We start from the raw sequence: 3,600 nt of genomic DNA, 5'->3' as shown, positions 1-3,600 counted from the left end.
TTGTACTGAAATCAAGGTATTATTGGGAATCCCAGATTAAATCATAGATACCGTAAGGGATTTTATTCTTTATTTAAAACTTTGCAACAGAACCGACGTACGCAAAGACAAAAAAATATAAGTTTCAGGAAAAGTTGTCTTTTTCGGATAGATATATACTATAAATATTGGTGAAAAATTTTCTTTATTCCTGAATATATTCAATAATTGTCGATTGCCGCCCAACAACTACTATCACATCATTCTCTCTAAAATGCTCCTCTGGCTCAGGGACAACATTTACAGAACCACTGTTCTTTATTGCAATAATATTTAATCCTAATTTTCTTCGAAGGTTGAGTTCCGTTAATGAGTTACCAATCCAGTGCTTTGGGACGTCCATCTCTATAATAGAATAATCTTGGTTCAACTCTAAATATGATTTCATTGAATAACCCGTATGATATTTCAGGGAAAGTTTTTCTGCAAGCTCTTTTTCTGGATATATAATTTCGTCAGCTCCTATTTTTTTCAAAAGATCTGACTGTAAATCACTTCCGGTTTTTACCACAGTGTACCTTGCTCCCAATTTTTTTAAAAGCATGGTTATTGTTATAGAAGCTTCAAAATTCTCACCGATCGTGACAAAACAAATATCAAAATCTGTAATACCTAAAGATTTTAAAACCTCTTCATTTGTACAGTCTCCAATAAATATATCATCAATTTTAGTTGCAAGTTTTTGACTTTCTGCTTCCTCTTTATCTACGACCATAACTTGATTACCAAGCTCTTGCATTTTTAATGCTAAATACCTTCCAAACTTACCCAGACCAATGATAAGTATAGATTTTTTAGACTTTTTAGATTTCATATTCTTCTATTCTCCAATTCTATCCAACAATGATTTCTTCTGAAACTCTACTTATTGGCGCTTGTTGATTTCTACCAACAATGGCAAAAATTAATAACATCCAGCCCACTCGACCTACAAACATTAAAACTACTAAAGTTACTTTAGACAGTGCTCCTAAATTAGGAGTAATACCAAGTGTAATTCCCACTGTTCCTAAAGCCGAGAACACTTCAAAAATAATTTCTTCCAAAGTAGAGGAATTAAGAGAACTTAATATGAGAGCTCCAACGCTTCCAATAATTAAGTAAAAAGTAAACATTGCGCTAGCTTGTTTGATTGTATTATCGGAAAATCTCCGTTTCAATATAGAAGATGTTGGTCTCCGCCTCGAATTATCAAAAGCGCTGAAAAACAAAACAGCAACAGTAGTAACTTTTAAACCACCCGCTGTTGATCCGGATGAACCTCCAACAATCATTAAAAGGATCGTTAAAATAATACTAGCATTGGTAAGCATTGGTAAATCTACAGCATTGAAACCCGCTGTTCTAGGGGAGATAGACAAAAATAAACTGGATAGTATTTTTCCCTTTACTCCCACCTCTTTAAAAATATGATTATTTTCAATAAGAAGGAATAAAATACTTCCAACTAAAGTGAAGGCAATTGAAGTAATAAGCACTATTTTTGTATGCAAAGAGTATTTTTTAAAATTTAGTTTATAGCGTAAAATATCATCCCAGACAATAAAACCTAGACCTCCTAAAAATATCAGAATACTAACTGTTAATATTACTAATGAATCAGTACTATAGGGAGTTAAGGAGCTATATTTTCCAAATCGCCCCATGAGGTCAAATCCAGCATTACAAAATGCCGAAATTGAATGAAATACCCCATAGTAAATTCCCGTTTTTATACCAAATTCTGGAATAAAACGTATTGAAAGTAAGGCTGCTCCAATGGCTTCTATCATTATTACGAAAATCGTGATACGCTTTACTAAAAATGAGAGATTTGCGGAATGTAAAAGTCCTGATGATTCAACCAATAGTTGTCGCTCATGTAAACCGATTTTATGTCCTAATCCCGTAGATATACTGATAATAACTGTCATGAAACCAATCCCACCAACCTGAATTAGACATAGAATTACCAACTGTCCCAAAAAAGACCAATGAGTAAAGGTATCATAAACAGTCAATCCTGTGACACATAATGCACTAATTGAAGTAAATAAGCTATCAAGTAGTGGAGTCCAGTTACCTGTTTTGGATGAAATAGGCAATGCCAATAAAATGGTTCCTATCAATCCCAATAGAATAAATCCCAAAACTATTTTTTGAGAATAAGTCAACGTCTTGAAAAGCACCATATTCCTCGATTTCTAATTATATATTCCTTGCACTATCTTTTTTTATTACCATTTTAATTAGAAATGGAGCTAATAGTGTCGTCAAAATAATGACAATGACTAATTCTGAATAGATATTTTTATTAATGATAGCTCCACTTAATCCAATTTGTGCAACTATAAGTGACATTTCTCCTCTTGATACCATTCCTGTACCAATAAGAAGTGACTCACTTTTTTTTAGGTTACACACCTTACCAGAATAATATGCAGGAAGAAATTTAGTCAAAATGGCTAGTAAGGTAAATAAAATAACAATAAATGGATGTTCAAACAAAACATCAAAACTTATAGAAATTGCTATTGAAACAAAGAAAATTGGAATAAAAATGACATAACCGATTGCAGAAACATACTCTTCAATTATCTCAGAAACTTCTGTTTGACTAATTGCAATCCCTGCAAAAAAACTTCCGATTACAGCTGACATACCAACTTTATCGGCAAGTAAACTTAAACCCAAGCATATTATTAATGCTGATGTCGTATTTTTGGCATAAATTGGCAGCTTATTTATAAATTTCCAAACTTTAGGGATAAACTTATGTACAAAAAACAAAAATACAAAAAATAATATTTCCATTGAAAACTGCACAATTAAATTTCCTTCACCATTCTTAAAGCTTTTAAACACGGAAAGAATCAATATAGCTAAAATATCATCAACAACTGCAGCACCTAGTATAATATTCCCCGCTTTTGTTGAAAGATAACCATACTCCTGCAGTACTTTAACTGTAATAGATACAGACGTTGCTGCAAATACTATACCATAAAAAAGACTAGTAGAGATAGATCTTCCCGAATAGAAAGCAACTATTCCAAAGATAGTTATTGGAATAATAACGCCTGATAATGCAACCAGAATTGAGGGTTTCAGATTTTTTTTAAGAACTTCTAAATCACTTTCAAGTCCTGCTAGAAACATTAAGAGGATAACTCCAATTTCTGACATTACTTCTATAGTATGTCCTCCATTAATTAAACCCAGTACTGATGGGGCAAGAATTATTCCTATCAACATCTGACCAACAACTTCCGGAATTTTTAATTTCTTTGAAAGCAACGTAGCTAACATAGAGAAGAAAAGTATAATTGTAATTTGTAAAATATCTTCCATTTTTGAGTTCCTTCGATTTCTTTATTGATTAATATTAATTATAACATCCAGGATACTGATTTTTTTAAATTAATTTAGAATAATATTTTCGGTTCTGTTGCAAAGTTTTAAATCTACTATCAAATAAGGTAGAATAATAGAAAAAGATAGCAGGAGGAATGACGATGAATCATTTTAAAGGAGAGCAATTTCAGCAGGATGTGATTATTGTAGCCGTGGGCTACTATCTTC

General features: G+C 32.1%; 3 protein-coding genes. All 3 read right to left on the bottom strand.

What is annotated here, in order from left to right:
• Positions 1 to 184 precede the first annotated feature (184 nt).
• Genes AB6B24_RS12335 through AB6B24_RS12325 form a run of 3 tightly spaced genes read right to left on the bottom strand, consistent with a single transcriptional unit; the run spans position 185 to position 3,369 of the window.
• Complete coding sequence (locus AB6B24_RS12335; RefSeq protein ID WP_003129675.1) at positions 185 to 853, bottom strand: TrkA family potassium uptake protein; 669 nt, start codon at positions 851 to 853, stop codon at positions 185 to 187.
• A gap of 19 nt (positions 854 to 872) precedes the next feature.
• A complete protein-coding gene (locus AB6B24_RS12330; protein WP_369164817.1) occupies positions 873 to 2,210 on the bottom strand; it encodes a TrkH family potassium uptake protein in 1,338 nt (445 codons plus the stop codon).
• A gap of 16 nt (positions 2,211 to 2,226) precedes the next feature.
• A complete protein-coding gene (locus tag AB6B24_RS12325; RefSeq protein ID WP_058225519.1) occupies positions 2,227 to 3,369 on the bottom strand; it encodes a cation:proton antiporter in 1,143 nt (380 codons plus the stop codon).
• Positions 3,370 to 3,600 lie beyond the last annotated feature (231 nt).

This window comes from Lactococcus sp. AK05 (assembly GCF_041026685.1).
GTDB lineage: Bacteria > Bacillota > Bacilli > Lactobacillales > Streptococcaceae > Lactococcus > Lactococcus lactis.
The sequence above is the reverse complement of the archived record's forward strand: the minus strand, read 5'-3'. Positions and strand labels throughout refer to the sequence as shown.

Coding starts and splice junctions, on each gene's coding strand:
- AB6B24_RS12330 (WP_369164817.1), bottom strand. CDS start 2,210: ATGGTGCTTTTCAAGACGTTGACTTATTCTCAAAAAATAGTTTTGGGA.
- AB6B24_RS12335 (WP_003129675.1), bottom strand. CDS start 853: ATGAAATCTAAAAAGTCTAAAAAATCTATACTTATCATTGGTCTGGGT.
- AB6B24_RS12325 (WP_058225519.1), bottom strand. CDS start 3,369: ATGGAAGATATTTTACAAATTACAATTATACTTTTCTTCTCTATGTTA.